At 43.2% G+C, this 26,229-nt stretch carries 21 protein-coding genes and 2 pseudogenes; 12 read left to right on the top strand and 11 right to left on the bottom strand.

The window, feature by feature from the left end; translation table 11 throughout:
* Positions 1–10: 10 nt before the first annotated feature.
* Positions 11–3,766 (bottom strand): trifunctional transcriptional regulator/proline dehydrogenase/L-glutamate gamma-semialdehyde dehydrogenase, encoded by a 3,756-nt coding sequence (gene putA, locus WAK81_RS06760; protein ID WP_422196212.1) that lies wholly within the window; start codon positions 3,764–3,766, stop codon positions 11–13.
* Between the two features lie 118 nt (positions 3,767–3,884).
* Here putA and WAK81_RS06755 point away from each other — a divergent pair, with 118 nt between their 5' ends.
* The gene (locus WAK81_RS06755; protein ID WP_422196211.1) at positions 3,885–4,379 is read left to right on the top strand and encodes an Lrp/AsnC ligand binding domain-containing protein; all 495 of its coding nucleotides are present in this window, start codon (positions 3,885–3,887) and stop codon (positions 4,377–4,379) included.
* Positions 4,380–4,457: 78 nt separating this feature from the next.
* Here WAK81_RS06755 and putP read toward each other — a convergent pair whose 3' ends face one another.
* A complete protein-coding gene (putP, locus tag WAK81_RS06750) occupies positions 4,458–5,966 on the bottom strand; it encodes a sodium/proline symporter PutP (protein WP_422196210.1) in 1,509 nt (502 codons plus the stop codon).
* 421 nt (positions 5,967–6,387) lie between these two features.
* Here putP and WAK81_RS06745 point away from each other — a divergent pair, with 421 nt between their 5' ends.
* The 5 genes and pseudogenes from WAK81_RS06745 (at position 6,388) to WAK81_RS06725 (ending at position 14,070) form a co-directional block, all read left to right on the top strand.
* Positions 6,388–7,830 carry an aspartate ammonia-lyase gene (locus WAK81_RS06745; protein WP_422196233.1) on the top strand — a complete coding sequence of 481 codons (1,443 nt, stop codon included), beginning with the start codon at positions 6,388–6,390 and terminating at the stop codon, positions 7,828–7,830.
* A gap of 129 nt (positions 7,831–7,959) precedes the next feature.
* Positions 7,960–8,325, top strand: coding sequence for a hypothetical protein (locus tag WAK81_RS06740; protein WP_422196209.1), 366 nt, complete (start codon positions 7,960–7,962; stop codon positions 8,323–8,325).
* Between the two features lie 123 nt (positions 8,326–8,448).
* Positions 8,449–11,907, top strand: a pseudogene (gene mfd, locus WAK81_RS06735) (transcription-repair coupling factor).
* 229 nt (positions 11,908–12,136) lie between these two features.
* Complete coding sequence (locus tag WAK81_RS06730) at positions 12,137–12,571, top strand: HIT domain-containing protein (RefSeq protein WP_004646760.1); 435 nt, start codon at positions 12,137–12,139, stop codon at positions 12,569–12,571.
* A 53-nt stretch (positions 12,572–12,624) separates the two neighbouring features.
* Complete coding sequence (locus WAK81_RS06725) at positions 12,625–14,070, top strand: adenylate/guanylate cyclase domain-containing protein (RefSeq protein ID WP_422196208.1); 1,446 nt, start codon at positions 12,625–12,627, stop codon at positions 14,068–14,070.
* A gap of 115 nt (positions 14,071–14,185) precedes the next feature.
* Here WAK81_RS06725 and fdx read toward each other — a convergent pair whose 3' ends face one another.
* The 8 genes from fdx to WAK81_RS06685 form a co-directional block, all read right to left on the bottom strand.
* A complete protein-coding gene (fdx, locus tag WAK81_RS06720) occupies positions 14,186–14,524 on the bottom strand; it encodes an ISC system 2Fe-2S type ferredoxin (RefSeq protein WP_004279821.1) in 339 nt (112 codons plus the stop codon).
* 15 nt (positions 14,525–14,539) lie between these two features.
* Positions 14,540–16,399 carry a Fe-S protein assembly chaperone HscA gene (gene hscA / locus WAK81_RS06715; RefSeq protein WP_422196207.1) on the bottom strand — a complete coding sequence of 620 codons (1,860 nt, stop codon included), beginning with the start codon at positions 16,397–16,399 and terminating at the stop codon, positions 14,540–14,542.
* 34 nt (positions 16,400–16,433) lie between these two features.
* Positions 16,434–16,949 (bottom strand): Fe-S protein assembly co-chaperone HscB, encoded by a 516-nt coding sequence (gene hscB, locus WAK81_RS06710; RefSeq protein ID WP_422196206.1) that lies wholly within the window; start codon positions 16,947–16,949, stop codon positions 16,434–16,436.
* A 103-nt stretch (positions 16,950–17,052) separates the two neighbouring features.
* A complete protein-coding gene (gene iscA / locus WAK81_RS06705; RefSeq protein WP_422196205.1) occupies positions 17,053–17,373 on the bottom strand; it encodes an iron-sulfur cluster assembly protein IscA in 321 nt (106 codons plus the stop codon).
* A 34-nt stretch (positions 17,374–17,407) separates the two neighbouring features.
* Positions 17,408–17,794 carry a Fe-S cluster assembly scaffold IscU gene (gene iscU / locus WAK81_RS06700; RefSeq protein WP_422196204.1) on the bottom strand — a complete coding sequence of 129 codons (387 nt, stop codon included), beginning with the start codon at positions 17,792–17,794 and terminating at the stop codon, positions 17,408–17,410.
* 104 nt (positions 17,795–17,898) lie between these two features.
* Positions 17,899–19,116 carry an IscS subfamily cysteine desulfurase gene (locus tag WAK81_RS06695; protein ID WP_422196203.1) on the bottom strand — a complete coding sequence of 406 codons (1,218 nt, stop codon included), beginning with the start codon at positions 19,114–19,116 and terminating at the stop codon, positions 17,899–17,901.
* Position 19,117: 1 nt separating this feature from the next.
* Positions 19,118–19,591 (bottom strand): Rrf2 family transcriptional regulator, encoded by a 474-nt coding sequence (locus tag WAK81_RS06690; RefSeq protein WP_004279811.1) that lies wholly within the window; start codon positions 19,589–19,591, stop codon positions 19,118–19,120.
* A 112-nt stretch (positions 19,592–19,703) separates the two neighbouring features.
* Positions 19,704–20,354 carry a hypothetical protein gene (locus WAK81_RS06685; protein ID WP_422196202.1) on the bottom strand — a complete coding sequence of 217 codons (651 nt, stop codon included), beginning with the start codon at positions 20,352–20,354 and terminating at the stop codon, positions 19,704–19,706.
* A gap of 203 nt (positions 20,355–20,557) precedes the next feature.
* On the opposite strand from WAK81_RS06685, the gene WAK81_RS06680 reads away from it, so the two are divergent.
* The 5 genes from WAK81_RS06680 to WAK81_RS06660 all read left to right on the top strand — a co-directional run bounded on the left by WAK81_RS06680 (position 20,558) and on the right by WAK81_RS06660 (position 25,043).
* Complete coding sequence (locus tag WAK81_RS06680) at positions 20,558–21,031, top strand: phasin family protein (RefSeq protein WP_422196201.1); 474 nt, start codon at positions 20,558–20,560, stop codon at positions 21,029–21,031.
* 162 nt (positions 21,032–21,193) lie between these two features.
* The gene (locus WAK81_RS06675; protein ID WP_004279807.1) at positions 21,194–21,466 is read left to right on the top strand and encodes an HU family DNA-binding protein; all 273 of its coding nucleotides are present in this window, start codon (positions 21,194–21,196) and stop codon (positions 21,464–21,466) included.
* A gap of 130 nt (positions 21,467–21,596) precedes the next feature.
* The gene (locus WAK81_RS06670; RefSeq protein WP_422196200.1) at positions 21,597–23,462 is read left to right on the top strand and encodes a SurA N-terminal domain-containing protein; all 1,866 of its coding nucleotides are present in this window, start codon (positions 21,597–21,599) and stop codon (positions 23,460–23,462) included.
* Between the two features lie 357 nt (positions 23,463–23,819).
* A complete protein-coding gene (locus tag WAK81_RS06665) occupies positions 23,820–24,299 on the top strand; it encodes a hypothetical protein (protein WP_422196199.1) in 480 nt (159 codons plus the stop codon).
* A gap of 45 nt (positions 24,300–24,344) precedes the next feature.
* Positions 24,345–25,043, top strand: a complete 699-nt coding sequence (locus WAK81_RS06660; RefSeq protein WP_422196198.1) for a hypothetical protein — start codon at positions 24,345–24,347, stop codon at positions 25,041–25,043.
* 61 nt (positions 25,044–25,104) lie between these two features.
* Here WAK81_RS06660 and WAK81_RS06655 read toward each other — a convergent pair whose 3' ends face one another.
* Positions 25,105–25,977, bottom strand: a complete 873-nt coding sequence (locus WAK81_RS06655) for a DUF2797 domain-containing protein (protein ID WP_422196197.1) — start codon at positions 25,975–25,977, stop codon at positions 25,105–25,107.
* Between the two features lie 34 nt (positions 25,978–26,011).
* Here WAK81_RS06655 and WAK81_RS06650 point away from each other — a divergent pair.
* Positions 26,012–26,229: pseudogene (locus tag WAK81_RS06650) on the top strand (hypothetical protein); the annotation flags it as partial.

Below are 26,229 nucleotides of genomic sequence, written 5' to 3'. Positions count from 1 at the left end.
TTCGACTGATTTAGAGATTATCCATCGTCATCAAGCTGGCATTGCCGCCTGCCGCCGCCGTATTGATGCTAATGGCGCGTTCAATCACAAATCGCTCGACCGGAATATCATAGTTGCCCGAACTCAAATGGGTGATACCAATAATTGGACCTTTTCTGGCTGCGATGCGTTTCTGCAAATCAATCAGTTCAAAAGAATCGCCATGATGCAGGACGGCATCAAACGCGCCTGTTTCAATCTCCCGAATCACTTTAAACTGCTTGCTGACCGCGGCTGGCATCGTTGGTAAATATTTCAGAATAAAAGTATTGTCAGCTAGGAATGCAGGACGACTACCGACCGATAAAATCGCCAGAATTTGTTGAATCTGGTCTTGTTCTGTGTGGGCTAAGGATAGAACGCTTTCACGTGGCAAGATTAGGTACTGATTTTCTTCACCAGTTGGACCTTGCAGGCTAAAGCTTTGACCAGTCGCAATCTCGATAGGTGCTTTTAAAGATAAAGTTGGGAAAGTTTTAGCTACCCAAGCTTTAAACTCCTGAACAAGTTTATTTTCAACAAGTGCTGGACCCGCTTGAACTGCATAAGGCTGCGCCAGTTTTTTCTCGGATACTTGATGCATTAAACGGTAGATATACAGTGGGCCACCTGCTTTCGGGCCAGTACCGGACAGACCCTCACCACCAAAGGGCTGGACACCAACAACCGCACCAACGATATTGCGGTTGATATACAGGTTGCCGACTTCCGCTCGTGCAATGACGGTTTGCATGGTTTCATCAATACGCGTATGTAAGCCCATGGTCAGGCCATAACCCTTGCTGTTGATTTGTTCTAATAACTTTTCCAGTTCGCCATATTTATAACGGATCAGATGCAGTACCGGACCAAATACTTCACATTCTAGATCATCCAGATTTGGCAGTTCAATCAGGGTTGGTGCAATGAATGTTCCTGGAGTTAATTCAGTCTGGTCTTGATTAAACATCAACTGATGAACTTTATGACCTTTGCGGCGCATCTGCTCAATATGCTGTTGGATATTTTGTTGGGCTTCTGCATCAATCACCGGACCAATATCGGTTTTCAGCAAAACCGGATTGCCAACGCGTAACTGTTGCATGGCGCCTTTGAGCATGTTACGAACAGCCTCCAGATTATCTTCCTGAACACAGAGGACACGTAGGGCAGAACAACGTTGACCGGCACTGTCATAGGCAGAGCTCACAACATCCAGAACCACCTGTTCGGTCAGGGCGGATGAATCCACAATCATGGCATTCTGACCACCGGTTTCAGCAATCAGGGTGACGCTTTCTCCAAACTGGTTTAGCCGTTCTGCAACGGTTTTTTGCAGAATTTTCGCCACTTCGGTTGAACCGGTAAACATGATACCTTGAATACGCGAATCTGCACTGAGCTGTGCACCAATGGTTTCACCGCGCCCAGGTAGCAGCTGTAACACATCCTGCGGAATACCTGCTTCCCATAAAATTTGCACTGCTTGTGCTGCAATGAGTGGTGTTTGTTCAGCCGGTTTGGCAATGACAGTATTGCCAGCGACCAGCGCTGCTGAAATCTGACCGGTAAAAATCGCCAGCGGGAAGTTCCATGGACTGATACATAGTACGGTGCCTAAAGGCTGGATCTGTAGGTTGTCATTGAGATCCAAAACTTGAGCTGCATAATAACGCAAGAAATCTACCGCCTCACGCACTTCGGCAATTGCATTGGCATAGGTTTTACCTGCTTCACGAGAAAGAAGAACCATGAGCGGCAGTAGGCGCTGTTCCATCAGTTCTGCGGCTTTATTCAGGCAGGCAGCACGCTCATTTTTTGGCAGATTGGCCCATATACTTTGTGCATTTACAGCTTGGGTGAGTGCAATTTCGGCCTGTTTAGAAGTTGCTTCATAGACCGTGCCCACCACATCCTGATGTTGTGCCGGGTTAAGTATTTGCACTACGTTGCTTGTATCGATAACTGTAAACGCCGTTCCCATAGCCGCTGCCTGGAATTGGGTTGTCGCTAGGCTGGATGCGACTTCATTTAAAACACTGAGTTCAGCATCATTGGCCAAATCGAGTCCAGATGAGTTAATGCGTGCATCGGCATAAAGATCTTGCGGATAAGGAATATGAAGATGCTTGGCACCCAATACGCTTTCCTGTTTTGACGCCTTTAAAATGGTTTGCTGTGGATTTTCAATCAAATCTTCAATGTTTAAAGTCTTGTCAGCAATACGGTTGACGAAGGACGTATTGGCACCATTTTCTAGTAAGCGGCGCACCAGATAAGCCAGCAAGGTCTCATGATTGCCGACTGGCGCATAGATCCGGCAGGGTACACCGAGTTTATTTTTCGATAGATCGCCCACGACATTTTCATATAGCGGTTCGCCCATACCATGCAGACATTGGAACTCATATTGGCCAGCATAATACTGCTCGGGTTGCGCCAGTTGATAAATCGTCGCTACCGTTTGTGCATTGTGAGTGGCAAATTGTGGGTAAATATAATCCGGCTCAGCCAACAGCTTACGCGCACAGGCGATATAAGATAGATCGGTATGCACCTTACGGGTAAATACCGGATAATCCGACATTCCATCAATCTGGGCTTTCTTGATTTCGCTGTCCCAATACGCGCCTTTGACCAGACGAATCATCAGGCGCTTCTGACTGCGTTTTGCCAGATCAATGATATAATCCACTACGTAGAAGCAGCGTTTTTGATAAGCTTGAATCACAAAGCCAATGCCTTTCCAGTCCTGCAATTGTGGTTCAAAACACAGGCGTTCTAACAGTTCAAGGGAAATCTCAAGCCGATCGCTTTCTTCAGCATCGATATTTAAACCAATATTGTATTGCTTGGCTAAGACCGCGAGTTTAAGTACTTTTACATAGAGCTCATCATGCACGCGATCCATTTGCGAACGCTGATAACGTGGGTGCAGCGCAGAGAGCTTGATAGAAATTCCGGGACCATCATAAACATCCTTATCCTGTGATGCTTGACCAATGGCATGAATGGCTTGCTGATAATCCTGATAATAACGTTCAGCATCCGGGTCAGTCAGTGCTGCTTCACCGAGCATGTCATAGGAATAACGGAAGCCTTTTTCTTCCAGCGGTTCGGCATTTTTCAGTGCTTCATCAATGGTTTCACCCGTGACAAACTGCTCGCCCATCATGCGCATGGCAACATCGACGGCCTTACGGATAATCCCGCGGCCACTGCGTGCCAAAAGGCCAGTTAATAAACTAGACAGGCTTTTTTGCTGCGGGGTTTCCATCAGCTTGCCGGTCAGCATCAATCCCCAAGCGGCTGCATTCACAAACATCAGCTGGCTCTGGCCCAAATGTTCTTTCCAGTTACCTTGATTGATTTTGTCACGGATCAGCAGGTCACGTGTGGCTTTGTCCGGAATCCGCAGCAAGGCTTCTGCCAGACACATCAGGGCAATGCCTTCCTGAGAGGATAAAGAAAATTCCTGCAATAAACCCTGTACGATCCCGGCTTTCCCGGTGGAGCTTTTGCGTTCACGCAAGGCATGCGCGAGATCAAAGGCAAGCGCCTGAATCTTGTCACTCATCTCGGAAGAAATTTCACTATGGGCCAATAACTCTTCGACGCATTCAGTTTCAGCACGACGCCATGCCGTATTAATACGTTCTTCATATTGGTTTTTATGTTTAAATTCAGCAATATAATTCGAGTGCTGGGCCGCATCTAAAATTGAATCTGGGCGGAGAGTGGTTGGCATAGTGACTTCCTGTACTGCGTCAATCAGTTCTTTGAGGTGAATGAGTTTTAATCTATAATCACAGAATATTTGACGAATATCTCACTATAGTTTTCGCTTTTTTTAGAGAATAATTCTAATGCCAAGTCCTTATTTGAACCTTGATCGTATAGATATTCGTATACTGGGTTTATTGCAATCCGATGCCAAGCTGTCCAATATCAAACTGGCTGAACTGGTCAATCTGTCACCTACAGCAGCCTTGGCACGTGTACAAAAGCTGACCCGTGAAGGTTTTATTGTGGGCTATGAAGCGCGCCTCAATCCAGTCATGTTGAATAATGGTTTTGTGGTCTTTGTTGAAATTCTGCTGGATAAAACCACACCGAATGTTTTAGATGAATTTTCCCATGCAGTCCGGCAGATTCCTGAAATTATCGAGTGTCATATGATCAGTGGCGGGTTCGATTTCGTGGTAAAAATCCGCTGTGCCAATATGGATGAATTCCGAAAAATCTCAGGTCAGATCTTGTGGCAATTGCCCGGAATTAAAGAAACGCGCAGTTATCCGGTGATGGAAGTGATTAAAGAAAGTCAGCAGATCCATCTGAAAATGCAGGGAAAAGCCAAATAATTTGCAAGTACTTCATCCGAGAAGATAAAAACATAAAAGGGACGATTAAGTCCCTTTTATGTTTAAGAAAAAAGATGATTATTTTTTCATTTCAGCCATTTCTTTTTGATACTCAGCTTTAGCCATTTCAAAACGATGTACCACATCTTCGCTAGGTGCTTTATCCAGCAGGCTGACGATGACAATACTGAGGGTAGCCAGAATAAAACCTGGAATGATCTCATAAAGACCGGTATCGCCCATGTAATTTTTCCAGACAATTACAGTCACGGCACCAACCAGCATGCCGACAATTGCGCCGTTGAGGGTCATTCGTTTCCAGAATAGCGATAAGATAATCAGCGGGCCGAATGCGGCACCAAAGCCGGCCCAGGCATAAGCCACCAGACCCAAAACTTTACTGTTCGGATTAATCGCCAGTGAAATGGCAATCAGGGCAATCACCAAGACCATGCCGCGACCTACCCAGATCAGTTCTTTCTGTGAGGCATTTTTACGCAGGAAACTCTTGTATAAATCTTCGGTCAGGGTGGTTGAGCAGACCAGAAGCTGACAGCTCAAGGTACTCATAACTGCCGCCAAGATAGCAGCCAGAATGATTCCGGCAATCCACGGGTTAAACAGGATTTTGGTCAATTCCATAAACACTGTTTCAGGGTTTTGATTCACCACCGAGGCCAATGCGGGATTGACACTGAAGTAGACAATACCAATATAACCGGCAGCCACTGCACCGCCTAGGCATAGAATCATCCAGGTCATGCCAATGCGGCGTGCAGCAGGAATGGTTTTGACCGAATCAGCTGCCATAAAACGTACCAGAATATGCGGCTGACCAAAATAACCCAAGCCCCAGGCCAGACTGGAAATAATCGCGACAGTGTTTAAACCTTCAAGCATGCTGGAGGCATGTGGGCGAGCCGATTCAAGGATGACACTCACTTGCTGGCTGTTGTCGCCCAAGGCCAAGAAGGTAATGATCGGAGTCAGCAATAAGGCAAAAATCATCAAACCGGCCTGGAATGTATCTGTCCAGCTGATCGCCAAAAAGCCACCAATACAAACATAGAGAATCGTCGCCATTGCACCAATCACAAGCGCTGTGGTGTAATCCCAGCCAAACAGGCTTTCAAACAGACGTGCGCCTGCGACCATGCCCGAAGCACAATAAATCGCAAAGAACACCAGAATCACCAAGGCAGACAAGACCCGTAAAATGCGTTTACGGTCGGAAAAACGGCTGGTGAAATAATCCGGCAAGGTCAGGGCATTGTTCTGATATTCAGTATGGGCACGCAGTCGACCTGCCACCAGTAACCAGTTTAGCCATGCGCCGATAATCAAACCGATCGCAATCCAGGCTTCTGACAGACCAGACAGGTAAATGGCTCCCGGAAGACCCATCAACAGCCAGCCACTCATATCCGATGCGCCAGCCGAAAGTGCAGTGACCACACTGCCCAGACTCCGTCCACCTAGAATATATTCGTCAAAATTGGAGGTGGCACGATAAGCATATAAACCGATTGCAATCATGGCGATAATATAAAACATGAAGGTAATCAGGGTGGGGTTTAAATAAGTCATAGGCAGGTCATCCTGTAAATATGGAAATCATCGTCCAAGATGATTTTTTGTACTGAGATTGCAAGGAGGTGATTCAAGCATGGTTTAAAAATTACACTCTGTAACAATTGCACAGCTTTTATGTATGTTTATTGTAAACATCTTAGTAATTCACTGAAATTGAATCAGGAATAACTTGAGCGGATAAAAGGTAATACGACGTCGAATTCAGGGGAAAAGTTGAAATTTTGAATAAATAATTAAAATATTTGAATTTTAGCCAGTTACTTACACAATCTTACAAAACTCACAGCTTTGGCGTATTGGTAATAAATCGTAGCAAATCTAGGTTAAAGTCTTCCTATTAGGCCTGTATTTGTTTGCTCATATTAATGTCACACCAAATACGGTACATCGCCAAGAGTATTTTTTAGTGGACAATATGCTTCAAATTGAACCGACCCGCATTGAACGTGATTTATTGGGGGAAAAACAAATCCCGTTGCATAGCTATTATGGGATTCATACCTTACGTGCCATCGAAAATTTTAAGATTTCCGGATTGGCGGTGGGGCAACAAACGCATTTTATTCGTGCTTTGGCCCAAGTGAAAAAAGCCTCGGCGCAGGCCAATCTGCATTTTCAAAAACTGTCTGAGCAGACCAGTACTGCCATTCAAAATGCCTGTGATGTATTGATTCAGCATCCGGAAGCATGGCAAGCGGCATTTCCACTCGATCCTTATCAGGGCGGTGCCGGAACCTCCATCAATATGAATGCCAATGAGGTGATTGCCAATATTGCCCTTGAAATGTCGGGCCATCAGAAAGGCGATTATCACATTCTGCATCCGAATGATCATGTGAATACTTCGCAATCGACCAATGATGTCTATCCAACAGCTTTGCGTCTGGCAACCTATAGCAGTCTGGATGAATTGTTGAGTGTGCTTAAAGCATTGATTGATTGTATCGACCATAAAGCTGCCGAATTTGAATATGTCATCAAGATGGGACGTACTCAGTTGCAAGATGCAGTTCCGATGACCATGGAACAGGAATTCCGGGCATTTGCGACTTTATTAAAAGAAGACCTGAAGCTGATTGGGCAAATGCGACAGTTGTTGCTGGAAGTCAATTTAGGCGCCACCGCCATTGGGACTGGGGTCAATACACCACCGGGCTATGCCAAGCGGGTGGTAGAAATCTTGGCGCACCTAACAGGTCTGCCTTTAAAAGGGGCGGCAGATTATGTCGAGGCAACCAGCGATTGTGGCGTCTTTATTATTTTGTCGAGCAGTTTAAAACGTCTGGCAGTGAAATTGTCCAAAATCTGTAATGACTTGCGCCTGCTCAGCTCGGGACCGCGTACAGGGTTGGCTGAAATTCGCTTACCTGAATTACAGGCAGGTTCTTCGATCATGCCGGCAAAAATCAATCCGGTAATTCCGGAAGTGGTCAATCAGATTGCCTTTCGGGTGATTGGCAATGACTTAACCATTACTATGGCTGCGGAAGCCGGGCAGCTACAATTGAATGTCATGGAACCCGTGATTGCCGTGGCGATGAATGAATCAATTCAGTTGTTGACCCAAGGCATGCAAACCCTGAATCAGAAATGTATTGCTGGTATTCAGGCCAATGAACAGATTTGTTTAAGTGCGGTAATGCGCAGTGTCGGGATTGTGACCTTGCTTGAACCGATTCTGGGACATGCCAAATGCGATGAAATCGGCAAACAATGTATGCGGGAAAATAAAACCGTGCCGCAAGTGGTGTTGGAGCTAGGCTTATTAAGTGCAACGCAATTAGAAGAAATCTTTGCATTTGAAAATCTGGTGTCTGAAATACCTTCAGCAGAGAATCAGCTCGAACAGGTTTCTTAACAGAACCAGAGCTGTTAAATCATATGAAACAGCGAATCGCTGCTATTTTGATAATTTGCCTCAAGTTCAGGATGTGGATTTGAGGCATTTTCATCTAGACTAGAGCCTGAACTATATTTGGCTGGGTAAATGGCGATGTTTGATAAAATCAGTGCATTATTTAAAAGTAATAAACCGACTGCTGCACAGCTATATTTAGAAGAGCAGAATATCCAGTATATAGAAGGTACAGGCTATATCGTCGATGGTATTCAACTCAATCAGGAATTGGGTGCACGGTTGGAGTATTTGTCCAATCGCCGTTTAAAACAGTTTGATGATTTAAAAGCGTTATATGATACCGCGATGCTGATCAATGAAAAAATTGATCTGGAAATTGCCCATCAGCGTTTTAATGCGACTTTAGGCAATACCACAGAAAACCTGCTGCAATTTAAAATGATCCTTAAGAAGTTAAATGATTATTATCGTAACTTTCTGCGCGATCAAAAATAAGCTGCAAAAGTGGCTTATTTTTGATGTGTATGGATGTGGCAAGACTGCATAAAAATAACAAAATATCCTGAGATCATCGTGCTAGTATAAGCCTCAGGTTATTTAGACTTTAAAGCTATATCCATGTTCCAACAAGAAATTTCCCAACTCAGTTTACCACAGCTCAAAGCAGGCGAGAAACGCTGGTTAGGCAATCTGCAAGGTTCCTCAACTGCATTATTGCTTAAAGAAATCGTGCAGCAGCAATCGCGCTTGTTTATCGTGATTGCACGTAATAATCAGCATTTGGGTCAACTGGAAAGTGAACTGGAATTTTATGGGATTAAACCCACGATTTTTCCAGATTGGGAAATCTTGCCTTATGACCGTCTCTCCCCACATCAGGATATTGTCTCGGAACGTCTGGCGATCTTATCCAATATGCCCAAAACTGGCGTACTGTTGCTGTCCGCCTCAACCTTGGCACAACGTGTGGCGCCGACCTCATGGATTCTGGGTGAGCATTTCGATATTCATGTCGGTCAGAAATTTGATCTGGAACAACAAAAGAAAAAGCTGATTCAGGCGGGTTATCATCTGGTCGATACCGTTTATGATCCGGGTGAATTCGCGGTGCGCGGCAGTATCATGGATATCTACGCATCGGGACAGGAAGCACCGATTCGGATTGACCTGTTTGATGATGAAATTGAAACCCTAAAGTTTTTTGATTCCGAAACTCAGCGCACCACGCAAAGTTTGCAGCAGTTTACCGTATTGCCCGCACAGGAATTTCCGCTTAAGGAAGGTCGTACGACGTTCCGTGACCGTTATGCCGAATTTTTCCCGACAGCGAATCCGAAGAAAAATCCGATCTATCAGGATGTGATGGATGGCATAGTCTCACCGGGAATCGAGTTTTATTTGCCCTTGTTTTTCAGCGCTGAAGCAATGTAAGGTCAAAGTTCACTGATTTCGTACTTACCCAAGAATGGCATTGTCATTACGGATAAGGCTTTAGAAGAAAGTATGAGCCAATTTTGGCAGGACGTGGTGCGCCGTTATGAAGACCGCCGCCACAATGTCGACCAACCGATCATGCCGCCTGAAAGCCTGTTTTTCCAGAGTAATCAGGTCTTGGAGCAGCTGAATCAGTTTGCGCGCATTATTGCCGCACAAACGCCTTTTGATCAAAAAGCTGGAGTATTGAATCTTGATACCCAGTTGCCACCGCGTCTGCCCGTAGATCCGAAACGTGAAAAACCGTTTCATGAAGTCAAAAAATATATTGATCAGGCCAATCATCCGGTACTGCTAGTGGCTGAAAGTGCTGGACGCCGGGAAAGTCTTAAAGATGCCTTAAGGCCAAGTCTGGGTGATATTCCAACGGTTGAAAATTTTGATAGTTTTATTCAGTCTCTGTATGCAATTGCCATTACCAATGCGCCTTTAGAGCGTGGTCTGGTATTGAATGATCGTGTTAGCGTGATTTCTGAAAATCAGCTCTATGAACATCGGGTAGTACAGCGCCGTCGCAAACGTCAACAGGAAGTTTCCGAAGAGTTTCTGATCAGAAGTCTAACTGAGCTGACCATGGGCGCGCCTGTAGTGCATATCGACTACGGGGTTGGACGTTATGCTGGTCTGGTCACCTTAAGTATTGATGACCAGGATCACGAATTTCTGCAATTGGATTATGCAGATGCCGCCAAAGTCTATGTGCCGGTGACCAATCTGCATTTAATTAGTCGATATAGTGGTGGTGATCCGGATCTAGCACCTTTGCATAAACTCGGTACAGATGCGTGGAATAAAGCCAAACGTAAAGCGCTGGAACAGATTCACGATGTCGCCGCCGAGTTGCTGCATATTCAGGCGCGCCGTTCTTCCAAGCCCGGGATCAGTTTTGAAATTGATCAAAGCCTGTATATGCAATTTGCCAGTGGCTTTGCCTATGAAGAAACACTGGATCAGGCCAATGCGATTGAAGCCACATTGCATGACATGCAGCAGGCCAAGCCGATGGATCGACTGGTGTGTGGTGATGTGGGTTTCGGCAAGACAGAAGTCGCGATGCGTGCCGCATTTGTTGCAGTACAGAATAACCGGCAGGTGGCGATTCTGGTGCCGACTACCTTGCTGGCACAGCAGCATTATGATTCATTCAAAGACCGTTTTGCCGACTGGCCGGTTCGGATTGAAGTGCTGTCACGTTTCGGTTCTTCCAAAGCACATACCAAGACCATTGACGACCTGATCGAAGGGAAAGTCGATATCGTGATTGGGACGCATAAAATTTTGCAGGAAAATGTCCAGTTTAAAAATCTGGGTCTGATGATTGTCGACGAAGAGCATCGTTTTGGAGTTCGTGACAAGGAACGGATTAAGGCCATGCGTGCTGATGTGGACATGCTGACACTGACTGCGACCCCAATTCCGCGTACGTTAAATATGGCCTTTAGTGGCATGCGTGATCTGTCGATTATCGCCACACCGCCGGCACGCCGTCTTGCGGTGAAAACCTTTGTGCAAGAACATACCGATGACACCATTAAAGAAGCGATTCTGCGTGAATTGCTGCGCGGTGGTCAGGTTTATTTTCTGCATAATGAAGTAGATACGATTGATCGTGCCGCCGAGCATATCCGTAAATTGGTGCCGGAAGCGCGGGTGATTGTGGCCCACGGGCAGATGCGTGAACGTGAACTGGAGCAGGTGATGCAGCAGTTCTATCACAAGGAATACAATGTTCTGGTATGTTCGACCATTATTGAAACCGGGATTGATGTTCCGAATGCCAATACTATTCTGATTGAACGTGCTGACAAGTTGGGGTTGGCGCAATTACATCAGCTACGTGGACGTGTAGGACGCTCACACCATCAGGCTTATGCCTATTTAATGGTGCCGTCTTTAAAAGCTTTAAGAGGTGATGCGGAAAAACGTCTGGATGCAATTCAGCGTGCCTCGACCTTGGGTGCCGGTTTTATGCTGGCAACCGAAGATCTGGAAATTCGCGGCGCAGGTGAATTGCTCGGTGAACAGCAAAGTGGTTCAATGCAGGCCATTGGTTATAGCTTGTATATGGAAATGTTGGAAAAAGCCACCAAAGCCATTCAAAAAGGCAAAACGCCAAACTTCGATGCACCGTTGTCACTGACTGCTGAAATTAATCTGCATATGCCAGCGTTGATTCCAGATGAATATCTGGGTGATGTGCATCAACGTCTGTTGTTCTATAAACGCATCAGTAATACCGATACCCAGGAAAAACTGGATAATATCCGGATGGAATTGATTGACCGTTTTGGTATACCGCCGCAACCGGTCAAACAGCTCTTTGCCGTACACCAGATTCGCCTGAAAGCCGAACAGCTTGGCATCACCAAAATTGATATCAGCAGTCAGGGCGGGCATATCGAATTTGCTCCAGATACCCCAGTTCAGGCCATGACGATTATCCAGATGATGCAGAAACATCCGACCTATTTCCGGATGGATGGCGGTCAACGTCTGAAACTCATGGTCATGCTGGAAGACTATCAAAAGCGGATTCAGTTTATTCAGGATTTACTGGACAGCCTACTCAAAGAATTGCACTGATTTTATTCGATTAAATCAGCCTGGAAATTCAGTTTAGGTTTTATTTTCGAATGAAGTTTGCAGGAACAACAGGCTTGATTTTTTTAATGAATTGTTTACAGTGGTTGTTGTGATGTGCTTCGCAACAAATCATGAGAATTTGTCTTTAAACACATTGCTTCCAATATTCAGCTTCAGTTGGATATGTTAGTATTAGCCATCATTCTAATTTTGCATCATTTATAAAGATATGTTTAGTTTGCATCCACAACTTGCTCAAGATACGTTTTTTGTAGGCGACTTTCCTTTGTCAACATGTCGTTTGATGAATGATATGCAATTTCCCTGGCTCATTCTGATTCCACGTGTGCCGGGTGTCTCTGAATTATATGAATTGAGCCAAGCTGACCAAGAGCAGTTTTTAAGAGAGTCAAGCTGGTTATCTAGCCAGCTGGCACGTGTTTTCCGTGCGGATAAAATGAATGTAGCAGCGCTGGGTAATATGGTGCCGCAATTGCATTTTCATCATGTGGTTCGTTATCAGAACGATGTGGCATGGCCGAAGCCTGTTTGGGGTACACCTGCTGTTCCTTATAGCAGTGAAGTACTGGCACATATGCGTCAAACCTTAATGCTGGCTTTACGTGGCCAGGGCGATATGCCATTTGACTGGCGCATGGACTAATCAGCCAAGGCATTCCGAGAACCATGGACAGTTGGACTTCAGGGAGTGAGTGAGTGCGATTAGACGACTGGATTCAAAAAGAACCCCATCAGTTTGAGTATTTCCATCGCATGATGGGATATATCATGCTGTCTCTGGTTCTGGTCGTCTTTCATTACACTGAACCAGATACCCAGTATCAACTTTTTGTTCCATTTTTTTTGTTTCTGGTTTTATTGATCACCCCCAAGCTATCTCGCTGGCTGATCTATCGTCATGATTATCACATTCGGCGTAATATTCTTTTCCTGATTGATGTCATTGTCATTTCGGTGGTTTTGGCGGCCGTGCATTTAGACTTGGTCTTGTCCTTGCTGGGTCTGGTCGCAGTACTCTATACCGCAATTAGCAATAAAATTTCATTTATGATGGCCTCTCTGGCTAGCCTGATCGGGATTACGTTGTTCTATCTGGCCAACATTCTGGTCTTTGGTTTTAACAATTATTTCCAACCGACCAGCAGTGAGCTGACCGTTTTAGGCTTTATCTGCCTGATTACCTATTTCGGTGTTGGAAGTTTTTATCAAAGTGGTCGTGTGCAATACATGACCCAGAAAAAAGACCATTATTTCGAACAGATGAACCGTTATATGGAATTTGCCAATCAACTGAGTCGCTATGCGCCCGTGCAGTTATGGCAATCCATTATGAAAGGTGAATCTGAAGCCAAAATTGAATATAAACGTAAAAAGTTGACGATATTTTTCTCTGATATTCAAGGGTTTACGGAGCTATCTGAAACTCTGATTCCAGATGATTTAGCATTCCTGTTGAATGATTATCTGCGGCACATGACCGAAATCGCTAAAAATTATGAAGCGACTGTCGATAAATTCATGGGTGATGCCATCCTGATTTTCTTTGGTGATCCGAACTCTGAAGGTGTGGAACGGGATGCCAAGAACTGTATGGAAATGGCATTGGCGATGCGTCAGCAAATGAAATTGCTGCGTGAACGCTGGATTAAAATGGGTTATCCGCCACTCCATATCCGCATGGGAATTTCGACAGGTTATTGCCACGTAGGGAATTATGGGGCTACGCATCGTATGGCTTATACCATTGTAGGGCGTGATGCTAACCTGGCTGCGCGTTTGCAAAGTGCAGCGGAAGTCGATGAAATCCTGATTTCAGAAGATACTCATAATTTGATCAAAGATGATTATCTTTGTGCACCGAAAAAGCCGATTTTCCTGAAAGGCATTAAAGCACCTGTAAGAACCTGGCAAGTAATGGAAAAATACGCGTCTCAGAAAGTCGAGTATCAGCGTTGGTTCGATTATGAATATAAGGGCTTTCATTTATTGCTGAATCTGGATGAAGTGCAAAACTTTGAATATCCTGAGCTGATTCATGTGCTGGAAAAAATGATTAAACGCATTGAGACTCAGCAGAAAATGACGAACTCACAAGGCATTGTCAAATTGAAGCTTGAAGATGAAGTAATTGAACATATTTAGAATTTATCTAAATTAACTCAATCCAAATAAAAAATATTTGATTAAAATTGCTTATATTTAAATAGAAAAAACCACGCCTGAGCGTGGTTTTTTATTTTAGCCTGCAACGAAAATCTTAGTGATTTTCTGAAGCATGGTTAATGGTGTATTTTGGAATTTCAATTTCCAGATCTTCATCGTCCAGTTTAACCTGACAAGAAAGACGTGAATCAGGTTCTAGACCCCACGCACGATCGAGTAAGTCAGCTTCAACATCATCCATTTCTTCCAGACTGTCAAAACCTTTGCGTACCACCACATGACAGGTGGTACATGCTGCTGACATATCGCAGGCATGTTCGATTTTAATGCCATTTTTCAGCAGGCTTTCGCAAAGATTGGCATTTTGTTCGACTTCAAACTCAGCACCTTCGGGGCAAATCTGCGCATGTGGAAGAACTTTAATACGTGGCATAGTCGTTACCTTAAATTAGTTTGAGTTTGACCAGTCGTCGAGTTTAGTGCCCTTAAGAGCTGCATCAATATGTTGATTCATACGTGCTGCTGCAAAAGCATCACTATGTATTTTAAGCTGTTCAACGGCAGATTCAATTGCTTTGATATCTGAACCCTGAAGCTGAGTTTCAAGTTGTGCTTGCGCAGTTTGCAGTGCTGCAAGCTGTTTCTCAGTCAAAAGACTAGCATCCGCTTTGAGTGCTTGAACCAGTGCTTCCAGTTCACGCTGTGCTTCAACTTTGGTTTCATTCAAATGACGAAGATTTTTATCTTCTTCAGCGAACTTATAACCGTCTAGCAACAGGCGTTCAGTATCTTCACCCGACAAACCATAAGATGGCTTGATATCGATTTGAGCTGTCACACCAGAAGTGGTTTCTTTGGCAGATACAGTCAGCAAGCCATCAGCATCAACCTGAAAAGTCACTTCAATACGTGCCTGACCAGCAGTCATTGGCGGAATGCCATGCAGGACAAAACGGCCCAAGCTACGACAATGTTCAACCAGATCACGTTCACCTTGAACCACATGAATCAACATGGCAGTCTGGCCATCTTGATAAGTAGTAAATTCCTGACGACGCGCCACTGGAATCGCAGTATTACGCGAAATTAATCGTTCAACCAGTCCACCCATGGTTTCAAGACCAAGAGATAGAGGGGTTACGTCTAATAACAAAGAACCATCAGTCGAGTTGCCAATCAATTGGTTTGCGGTAATCGATGCGCCAATCGCAACCACTTCATCCGGGTTAATGGTGCAAAGCGGTTCTTGGTTGAATACTTCACGCACTGCTTTTTGTACTGCATAAGAACGGGTTGAGCCACCGACCAAAACGACATTCTGAATGTCATCCAGTTCAAGCTTGGCATCACGCATCACACGCTTACATACGCTGATGGTCTTATCCAAAGCAACTTTAATGATCTCTTCAAATGTCGGACGATCCAGGGTCAAAACTTGATCAAGCAATTGAATCTGAACGGTTTCAGCATCTGAAAGTGCTTCTTTGGCTTTACGCGCAGCCACAATGAAATGTGCATATTCAGCATCATCTAACGTTTCGATATTCAGCTGTTTTTTGGCCCATTTCAGGATCAAACGATCCAGGTCATCACCACCGAGAGCAGTGTGGCCACCGGTTGCCAGAACTTCAAACACACCTTGAGAGAAACGCAGAATCGAAACGTCAAAGGTGCCGCCACCCAAGTCGTAGATCACATAGTTGCGATCTGTACTTAAGTTGCTTTCCTGATCCAGGCCATAAGCCACAGCAGCTGCGGTTGGCTCATTCAATAAACGTAAAACATTTAAACCGGCAAGTTGGGCTGCATCACGGGTTGCCTGACGTTGTGCTTCATCAAAATAGGCTGGAACAGTGATCACTGCGCCATTCACCGGATTTTGCAGACTAGTTTCAGCGCGGTCTTTCAGCTGCTTTAAAATTTCTGCAGAAATCTCAACCGGCGTTTTACGGCCTTGCGTGGTTTCAAAAGCCGGCATTTCATTGGCTTCACCGACCAACGCATAAGGGTGCTGGAATTTGATATCGGCTTTGGAGCGACCCATAAAACGCTTGACTGAAATGATAGTATTTTTAGGGTCAGTGGTAATAAAAGGCGCAGCTTCATTACCGTATTGAGTTTGCTGTTCTGCATAATGCACGATAGAAGGAAGTAGCACACGACCTTGTTCGTCATTAAGCACTTTGGCTTTACCTGAAAGAACCGTGGCAACCAAAGAATGGGTGGTGCCTAAATCGATACCAATCGCAATGCGGTGTTCATGTGGTGCACTTGATTGACCTGGTTCTGCAATTTGCAAGAGAGCCATAGTGTTACATCCTTTGCACGTTAAATATTAAAAATTAGAAATCATCATCAAGGTCAAAGCTGTCATCATCGAGGAAGCGGTCTTCCGCCTTGTCGATATCGGCCATGACTTTAACAAAGAAGCGTAGTTTACGCACTGTATCGCGTGCTTCAGCCCAGTCTGCATTCGTATAGTCAATTTTAAACTCGCGCACCAGACCGTCAATCCATTGCTGGACTTCAACTTTGAGTGACGTCAGGTCTTCAGCAGAGCTTGCATCATCGAGTTGTTCACGAATTTCCAGCGCGTCCTGCAAGAATTCAAAATCACTGATCGACTGATCTAAGTGATAATCCTGTTTCTTGAGAGACAATAAATACGCTGCACGGCTATCGACCGCTGACAAAGCTTTAAACGCTTGATTGATGTCGCTTGATTTAATCAGGGCCTGATCTTTATTTTCAGCTTTATCGGGGTGATATTGTTGCTGCAACTTTAAAAATTCAGTCTTTAAAGCCGCTAAATCAATATCGAGTGCTACCGGAAGATTAAACAGCTCAAAATGATTCATGGGAGATGGGATCCGCGATTAATGTGCAAAAATAACAGTATAAATGCAATTAAAACAGTGTGAAACACACTGTTTTAATGTCAAAAGAGAATAACTGCCGGGTCTATACAGTGAAGGATTCACCACAACCGCATTCGCCTTTTTTGTTGGGGTTATTAAATTCAAAGCCTTCATTCAAGCCGTTTTTAACATAGTCCATCTCCATATCTTCAAGATAAACTAAGCTTTTCGGATCAACAAACACTTTAACCCCAAACTGCTCAAATGCCTGGTCATGTGTATCGACTTCGTCAACGAACTCAAGTACATAAGCCAAACCAGAACAGCCTGAAGTTTTCACACCAACGCGAATGCCTTCACCCTTACCGCGATTTTTTAAATAATTGCTGATATGAGTTGCAGCATTTTCAGTTAAATGGATCATGAAAACTCCGTTAAAATTTCAAAACGTGGAACAATTAAGCTTTAACTTTCTTGTTACGGTAGTCTTCTACAGCTGCTTTGATTGCATCTTCTGCAAGAACAGAGCAGTGTACTTTTACTGGTGGAAGTGCAAGTTCAGTTGCAATATCAATGTTCTTGATCGCTTGAGCTTGATCCAAAGTTTTACCTTTGAGCCATTCTGTCACAAGTGAACTTGATGCAATGGCAGAACCACAACCATAAGTTTTGAAACGTGCTTCTTCAATCACACCTTCGTCGTTTACCTGAATCTGTAAACGCATTACGTCACCACATGCTGGCGCACCAACCATACCAGTACCAACGTTTTCAGCATTTTTGTCTAAAACGCCAACATTACGAGGGTTTTCGTAATGATCAATTACTTTTTCGCTATAAGCCATGTTGCTTCTCCAAACCTCGGGGTCAGCCTTAGTATTAAATATGGGGGTAAAAAAACTTTTCTCAATGAGATAGCAACGGATTCGTCACTATCTCAGGGTGAAAATTAGTGCTCAGCCCACTCAACTTTAGAAAGGTCAATACCTTCCTTATACATATCCCAAAGCGGAGAAAGTTCACGTAACTTCTCAACAGCAGCTTTAGTGATAGTCAATACGTGATCGATATCTTCTTCAGTGGTGTATTTACCAAAGCTGAAGCGGATCGAACTGTGTGCAAGCTCGTCTGAAAGACCCAATGCACGAAGTACATAAGATGGTTCAAGTGTTGCAGATGTACATGCTGAACCTGAAGATACCGCAGCATCTTTCAATGCCATCATCAATGATTCGCCTTCAACGAAGTTGAAGCTAATGTTTAGATAGTTCGCAACGTTTTGTGTTGGATGGCCGTTCAGGAACACTTGTTCAAGACCTTGTAAGCCATTCCACAATTTGTCGCGAAGTACGCGTAGACGAGTCTGTTCAGCTTCCATGTTTTTGCCTGCAAGTTCAAACGCTTCCCCCATACCTACAATCTGGTGAGTCGCAAGGGTACCTGAACGCATACCACGTTCATGGCCGCCACCATGCATTTCAGCTTTAAGGCGTACACGTGGGCTACGACGTACAAACAGTGCGCCAATACCTTTAGGGCCATAGATTTTGTGCGCAGAGAAGCTCATCAAGTCTACTTTTAAAGTTGAAAGATCAATTTCAACTTTACCCGCCGCCTGAGCTGCATCGACATGGAAGAAAATCTTGTTAGCGCGAGTGATTTCACCAATCGCTGCAACATCAGTCACAGTACCGATTTCATTGTTTACCATCATCAGGGAAACAAGAATCGTATCTGGACGGATCGCTGCCTGTACCATTTCTGGAGTAATTAAACCAGTTTGAGGTTGCGGCTCAATATAGGTAATTTCAAAACCTTCAGACTCAAGCTCACGACAGGTATCTAAAACTGCCTTATGTTCGATTTTAGAGGTAACGATATGTTTACCTTTAGATGCATAGAAATGAGCCACACCTTTAAGCGCAAGGTTGTCTGACTCGGTTGCACCCGAAGTCCATACGATTTCACGTGGATCAGCTTTAATTAAATTCGCAACTTGTTCACGTGCATATTCAACTTTTTCTTCTGCTTGCCAACCATACGCGTGTGAACGAGATGCCGCATTACCAAAGGTACCATCGAATGTTAAGCATTCCATCATACGTTCAGCAACCTGAGGATCTACAGGAGTTGTAGCTGCATAATCAAGATAAATCGGACGTTTCATGTCAAATACCTGTAACCGATAAAAGGGCTGAATCTAAAGGTGCTGATTTTTGGCGTAATGACACAGTCTGGACGTTGTCACGTGCAACCAGATCAGCAAGCGAGATTTTTTCTAAATAATCGGCGATGTGATGGGAGAGTTCCTGCCATAAATCATGAGTCAAGCACATCGCGCCATTCTGGCAGTTGCCTTTATGGTCACAGCGAGTCGCATCAACTGTTTCGTTTACAGCTTCAATAATTGCTAACACAGTAATTTCATCTGCATTACGTGCTAAATGGTAACCACCATTTGCGCCACGAACACTAGAAACTAAACCATGACGCTTGAGCTTCGCAAATAACTGCTCAAGATAAGCAACAGAAATAGTTTGACGTGCTGCAATTTCAGCGAGCGTTATCGTTTTTTCAGAAGGCTGCAAAGCTAGATCAAGTAGAGCAGTCACAGCGTAGCGACCGCGAGTGGTTAGGCGCATGATTCGATACACATGGTTAGACTAGATGTGTAGATTTTATGAATCCCGACTAAATTAGTCAAGTTATTTTTAGTAGACCTTAGTGGGATTTAATTTTCGGATAATGAAAGATTTACATGCTCAGCCAATTATACACTAATAACATAATCAAAAGTACGCTGCTCAGGCCAAAAATGATATTAATACGCTTTTGACGGCGTTCAATCCGTTTCAGGCGGTTTTTATACTGTTTGACTTCCACTTGCAAGGTATTGATCTTGGAACGCTGCTCTTCAATTTTCTTTAGAAGCGGCGCAATACGCTTTTTAGAAGCAATAATTTCTGCTTCATCTGTTGGTGCATCAGACAGCCAGTGTTTCCAGTCGGCTAGTACTTTTGGCAAGCTGAATACGGTTAACAGATCACGAAACTCATCTTTTAAAACCTGATGACCATCAATGCGCATGCTGCGAATGCTACGACGATTGCCAAAAATAAAAATTTTAATCAGATCGGGAAGTGTTGTGCGCACATCCAGGTCGATAATGCGGCCCGGTGCTTTATGGTCAAATAATAGTCCATTGGGGGTGAATTGCACATAAAAGTCGAAATACGGAATATAGCTATTGATTTTAATCGAGATGTTTTCATCTACAAACTTTTTGGCCTGTAATGCAACGACACGATCATGCTTGAGAATGAAGGTAAATATTGTCTCTAAAACAATTAACGTCATCGTAAGCAACAAATGCGGTTGATTTTGACTTTGTTGCGATTCGCTCATATACAACCAATCCTTACCTGAAATATAAAGTGAAAAAGCTTCCTGCTTGTGAAGAGATTTCAGGGTTAAATCAAATTAGACTTGAAATAAATTGCTTTGTAGAACAGTTTATCAAATCTATCAAGTACTAAATTTGCTATTATGCAGTGGTTTTGTAGAATAATTTATAAAAATTGCGCAGAAAACAAACAGGAGCCGTGCACATGGACAAGTCAAAAACAGCACAAGACTCAGCTGAAGCTTCAAATGAGAAACCGCTGAAAACCAAGTCTAAATCTGCCTCGGAGCGCAAATCGGTTCTTGATTTTCGTAAATACACCAAACAAATCTGGTTGGCTGGACTGGGGGCATTTTCACGTGCAGAAGAAGAAGGCAATAAACTGTTTGACTCGTTGGTCAAGGTCGGGGAAGAGGTTGAATCTAAAACTGCAGATATTGCCGATCAAACTGTAGAAAAGGTTTCGGAAAAGGCCAAAGAGTCGGTCACAGACACCAAAGACAAAGTCGAAAAGTTAATCGACAACTCTGTTCATCACTCATTGAATCGTATAGGATTAGTCACACTGAAGGATGTACAGTATTTGGAACGTTTAATCCTTCAGTTGCATGCCAAGGTTGATCAGTTGACTGCGGAACAAGAAAAAATGAAAGAAGAATTGTCGAAAAAACATAAATAAAATGACTTTATTTATTATTCAATGTTTTTTTCGCATATTTTTTGAAAAAAAAGAGGTTCTTAAGTATTGCGTTTATACCTAAAGCATTGCTATAAAGGCGTTATGGCATGTTAAACCAATTCTTGAACCTTAAATAAACGATATTAAGAGGACGTAATCTTCATGAATAAATCAGAATTAATTGATGCAATTGCAGAAAAAGGGGGATTATCTAAGGCTGACGCAGGTAAAGCTTTAGATGCTACAATTGCTTCTGTTACTGAAGCTTTAAAATCGGGTGATACAGTAACTTTAGTGGGTTTTGGTACTTTTGGTGTGAAAGAACGCGCTGCACGTACTGGCCGTAACCCACAAACTGGTGCTACTCTTGAGATCAAAGCAAGCAAAGTACCTAGCTTCAAAGCAGGTAAAGGCTTAAAAGACGCTGTAGCTTAAGCTTACCCAGCGACGAAACGCGCCTTCTTTGGCGCGTTTTTTATTGATAAATTTAATTGTGATGATTAACACATTCATTCAATGGGTATTTTCGGTTAAAATCCTTTGCAAATAAAATATTGGAATACTTATGGAAGCTTTTCGTAAAGTTATTAAGGGTTGGTTGGGCAAAGTCTTGCTCGTTCTGTTTTTGACCCCGTTAGCACTTGTAGGTATTGAAGGATATTTTAGCAGCGGAAACTCTGATGCGGCAAAATCAGTGAACGGGACTGAAATATCTCAAAAAGAATTAGAGTCACTGACCAAATCATTTAAAGAACAATATCTCAGTTATGCCAATGGGGATGAAACTTTACTGAATCAAAGCTTCATTGACCAGAAAGCCATGGATACTCTGGTTGCACGTACTGTATTGCTGCAACAGGCTGAAGAATTAGGGATCAGTCTGAGTGACCAGCAAATTGAACAGATGATTGCTCAGCAGCCTACTTTCCAGCAAGATGGCAAGTTCTCGAATGCTTTATATGAAAATTATCTAAAATCAATTGGCATGACCAATCGCGCTTTGATCGAAAGTTTACGTAAAGATCATGCGCTGAAAATGCTGTCATCGACTTTCCTGGATTATCCACTGGTGAGCCCAGTCGAAATGCAGCAGATTGCCGATTTACAAACTGAACAACGTCATATTCATATTTCCAGCATTAATCTGGATAACTATAAAAAAGATGTCAAAGTGACGGATGCAGACATTGCTGCCTATTATGAAAAGCACAAAACACTGTTCAAACAGCCGACCAGTGTGGATGTCGACTATGTGGTGTTAAAGCCAAGCGATATTCAGGTGCAGAGTTTAGCGGTTACCGATGCTGAGCTTCAGGAAGCATACACGGCTTTTGTTGCGACACAAAAACAGGCAGTTAAACCAGATGTGAAGCATATTTTAATTACGGCAGACAGTCGTAGTGATGCTGAAGCAAAAAAACTGGCGACCGACATTGCAGCCAAAATTAAAGCCGGTACCACTTTTGCTCAAGCTGCAGCACAATATTCTGAAGATCCTGAATCTAAGTCTAAAGGTGGTGCGCTTGCTGTCTATGAAGAAGGTGTATTTGGTACTGCATTTGACCAGACGGTTAGTTCTTTAAAATCTGGTCAGGCGTCTGCACCGGTGAAAACAGATTATGGTTACCACATTATTTCTGTGCAAACGCCAGATGTTGCGGTTCCTTCTTTTGAATCACAAAAAGCACGTTTGTCTGAAGAAGTCTTGGCTGCTAAAAAATCCAATGCTTTCTCTGATACAGTCAATACGCTGAATGATATGGTAGTAGGAAGTGATTCTCTGGATGTCGTTACACAGGAAGTTAAAGGTGTACAAGTCCAGAAAGCCCAAGGGGTAACACTTTCGACCCGTGATCCAGTGCTGAGCGATGCTAACCTCAAAGTCAAATTGTTTAATGATGATGTTAAAAATGGTGATCGTAATGCTTCATCAAGCATTCAGTTGGCTAATGGTGATGTAGCCTGGATCAAGGTGCGTAATTATCATGCAGCCGGCGAACAAACACTGGCAGAAGCAAAACCACGTGTTAAGGCTCAGCTGATTGAAGATAAAGCTGCTGCTCTGGCAAAAGCAAAAATTCAGAAAGCTTTGGATGAGTTTAAAACCAAACCGGCGGCAGCAGTGGCGAAAGGTGATTTGATCTTTGGAGATGCTGGTGTCTACACACGTGCTGAAGGTTTACTAAAACGTGATGTGCAGCGTGCGGCCTTTAGTCTTCCGACACCAAAAGCAGACCATTGGTCAGTGACGACAGCGAAAATGCCAAATGAGCTAGTTGTGGTTGCGGTATCAGAAGTAAAGAAAAATCCGGTGGATGTATTGAGTGCAGAACAGCGTAGTGAGTTGGTGAAGTTATATCAACAACTTCGTGGTCAGCAGGAATTTGATGACTATACGCGTTACCTGAAATCTCAAGCAAAAATCAAATAAAATTGTTGTATAAAAAACCAGCCTGTGGGCTGGTTTTTTTATTTTCTAAAATTTATAATCTTATAGGAAATAATATTAAATATCTGATATATAATTATTTTAGGCTATCTTCAAGCCTATATACATTCAGCATAAATAAAAAATGATAAGGCATATAATGAAAAAATATCGCATTTTAACCCTGTTCCGCAGCATGCGCAGATCGTTAAATCACCTCAGTATCACCCCCAACCCAATAAACCTAGAAAAGGTCATGAACCAAATAAACCGGGTAAAGGTTATGTTCGCGATGAAACTGCAATTATTCTCAAACCTTCTACGCCTGAGGTAACGGAGTTTGGTAGCCAAATTGTTGGTATGGCAGATCCATTTGTTACTATTATTGCAACTTATAATGGTCAGCAATATCAAACTACTGCTACTGCTGATGCGCAGGGAAATTGGTCACTGCATAATCCTATCTCAGGCACAGGCTCGGTGATGATTGTTGCTGTAAATGCAAAAGGAATTGTTTCATTAGAAATTGGATTAGCGCAAATAGCACCACTATCTCCGAGTATACCTGTGTTTTCTCAAGAGGGTGATTATCTAGTCGGTATGGCTGATCCGCATGTGACGGTGGTGGTTAGGCATAATGGTATTGAATATAACACTGAAGCTGATGCAAATGAGCAATGGACACTTCTAAATCCGATGGTGCCGGGTACATTTATGGAAGTATTTGCTCGTAATGAACTTGGAGAAGAATCTCCACCTTTTATTTCTGGTATGGCGCCACTTCCTGAAATTCCGGTATTTCCAGATTGGGCACCTATTATCCCAGTTATTTTAGAGTAGGGTGAATATCTATCAGGTAAAGCAACTCCTCATACGCAGATTATTGTGACGGCAAATGGTCATGAATATACCACTAGTGTTGATGATCAGGGGGATTGGTCGTTACTCAACCCGATTGCACATGGAGGAACTTTAGAGATTTATGCAGTAAATGATTTAGTTATTAGATCTAACATCATTGCATTGGCGATTCCTGTGGTATTTCCTGAGCCGGAATTACCTATTATAGAACCAGAACAGCCAAGTTACATTTTGTTTGAGCCAATTGTCCCTACTATTTTGGAAAATGGCGAACAGCTTACTGGCGAGGCAATGCCTTACGGTAAAATTGTGATTCTTGCTGATAGTCAGGAATATGTGACTTATGCAAATGTAAAGGGTGAGTGGAGTATAGAAAATCCAATTGCACAAGGTGGCTTCTTGACTTTATATTCGGAGAATGCAGCAGGCCAGCGTAGTGAAACTATTTCATTAGCAAAAATTAATTTTCCATTAAACGTGGAGCAACATGCTTCTATTGAAGATATTCTTACTGCAGTGATTGAGCAAGATGAAGAATCTGCAAGTTTAGAAAATGATCATCAAGATATTCAAGTTGATTTGACACTACTTCTACAAGATACAGAAAGGCCGACTACATCAATTGCACTCATTGAGCCGATTGTGGTGGAAGCACGAGAAGAAAGCTTCAAAGCCCCTTATTTTGCCGACCAGAATATTAATTCACAGCTTATACAACAGTAGCTATTTGATCAGATTAATATTATTGGATAAGAAAAAAGGGAGCAAATGCTCCCTTTTTTAATTATTCAGCACGAATAATCAGTTCATAACCAGTATATTTGCGCATATTAATCACGCTGGTATCCAGAATTAAATACTGACCCTTGATGCCTTGTAATTTGCCACGAATCACAGGAGTTTTATCCAGATTATGCGATTTAATCTTTTCTGGATATTGTTCTACCGGATAAATAAATTCTCGTGTGAATTCATCTTCCAATACTTCAATATTTTCGTTAAATTCAAGATTCTGATTAAATTCTTCACGAATGTTTTGAATTTTAGGCGCAAATTCTTCTAGCAGCTGTTCACGCACTTCAATCAGATTCAGTGGTTCTGCTTCACCTTTCAGTAGCTTACGCCAGTCAGTCTTGTCTGCCATTTGCGTACCAAACATAACTTCAAGTTTTCCTGAAAGACGACGTGAACCGACTTTCATAATCGGCAGGGCTTGGGTCGCACCCTGATCAAGCCAGCGAGTCGGCATTTGGCTGGTACGGGTAATGCCGACCTTTAAAGCACTGGAATTGGCCAAATAGACAATATGTGGCTGAAAGCAGACATTCTGTGCAAACTCATCTTCGCGGCAAGTGCCTAAATGATAATGGCAAGTCTCTGGCTTCATGATGCACATATCACATGAAGCATTGGTTTTAAAACATTTAAAACAGTGACCTTGCGAAAATGATTTGGAAGTTTTGTTGCCACAGGACACGCAGTAGATATTACCGGTCCATTCAATTTCGATTTCCTGGCCTAAATTAAACGGAAGATCAATTTCTGCACGATCTAAAATTAATTTATATTCAACATTTGCCCGCTGTATCTGTTGATCAGTTACACTAAGATCCTTGAGGCCGACGTGCATTTTATGACAAATGCCCTGAAGTTCCATAAAAATTACTCACTTAAATCATAAGGATGCAGTTATGGCTGAGCAGAATGTCATTACTTCGATGCTAGACGATTTCGCACAGGAACAGCCAATTCATACTGCTATTTGTATTGGGCAGGACTTGAGCCAAGTCCAGTTTCAGCCATCTATTCAATGGTCCTATTTTAGCGTATCTGACTTTTTAAATCTGCCTTTTCAGCAACGTTATGACTTGGCTGTGGTGATGCTGGATACTGCAGAAACAGAACATTT

The organism is Acinetobacter sp. (genome assembly GCF_049284435.1).
Lineage (GTDB): Bacteria > Pseudomonadota > Gammaproteobacteria > Pseudomonadales > Moraxellaceae > Acinetobacter.
The sequence above is the reverse complement of the archived record's forward strand: the minus strand, read 5'-3'. Positions and strand labels throughout refer to the sequence as shown.